Source organism: Microvirga zambiensis WSM3693 (assembly GCF_016735695.1).
GTDB classification, from domain to species: Bacteria; Pseudomonadota; Alphaproteobacteria; order Rhizobiales; family Beijerinckiaceae; genus Microvirga; species Microvirga zambiensis.
Genome location: NZ_JAERQD010000204.1, coordinates 1 through 965, shown reverse-complemented (window position 1 = coordinate 965; position 965 = coordinate 1). Strand labels below are relative to the sequence as shown.

The 965-nt window shown below is 62.5% G+C and carries 1 protein-coding gene; it reads right to left on the bottom strand.

The annotated features are described in order from the left end of the window. On the bottom strand, nt 1-410 hold a 410-nt coding region (locus JKL46_RS34900), incomplete at its 3' end, for a Bax inhibitor-1/YccA family protein (protein ID WP_201843034.1). Nucleotides 411-965 lie beyond the last annotated feature (555 nt).

Sequence of the window (965 nt, the reverse complement as noted above, 5' to 3'; positions counted from 1 at the left end):
CTCGCGCCGGTATAGCGGATGAGCAGCGTCGAGAGCGAGGCGCCCATCACCGCCGCGAAGGCGAAGAAGGTGCCGCGAGCCGCAGCCGCCGACATCCGGTCCATCCGGAACGAGAAGAAGAAGATGAACGCCAGAGGCGCCAGGGCCACGACCCACATCAGGGGCGAGCCGTACAGCGTCGCGCCGAACTGGGTCAGGTTAACGCCGCCCATGCGGGCGACCGCCTGAGACGGATCGCTCGTCGTGGCCAGCATGTTGATGCCGAGCGCGACCACGGCCGAGATGGCCAGGCCCAGGACCATGTTGTTGTAGACGCCGAGCATGAAGGCGCGCAGGCCCTGGTCAACCTGAGCTGCCGTCCGGGCAAAGCCGGTGCCATAGGCGGATTGGTTTTGCTCATACGGTTGCATCAAGCTCTCCATCCGAGGGGACCCGTCCTGGATAAGACAAGTATTTCAGTTGGCTTGCCTTTCAAGATCAAGCCCGTCCCCGATCTGTCGGGGCTCCCTTTACGGAGGAGCGCGATGCGACAGACAGCGGTGGAAGTTACTGCATACATGCCCCAGCCGATCGATTGACTTTGCATCAAGTTGGACCGCAGGGGATCGGTCTCGTCGAGGCGCGTTCCCTCAGGGGACAGCTTAGCAAGAGTCAGGGCTGCCGGGATCGAGGCCTTGCGGGACACATCAGAAACCGGGCTCGTCTCCCTTAGTCGGTGACGAACGGAGGGCTGGTGTGGCATAAGACCCTGGTCAGCACGCGGGATACAGGGCCTCGGACCGCATCGCCGATCGGCGCTTGTTGCTACCGTTGAGAAACGGTCCGATGAGGACACCACAACGGCCGGAATCGCGGCTCGACTACGATCTCCCACCCATCAAGATCAGAGATTGTGTGCGTCAAGTTCTGCAAAGCGGGGCGGCCGGTCAGGCTGGCTAAGCGGCTTCGCGGAGTTGATCCTTCTT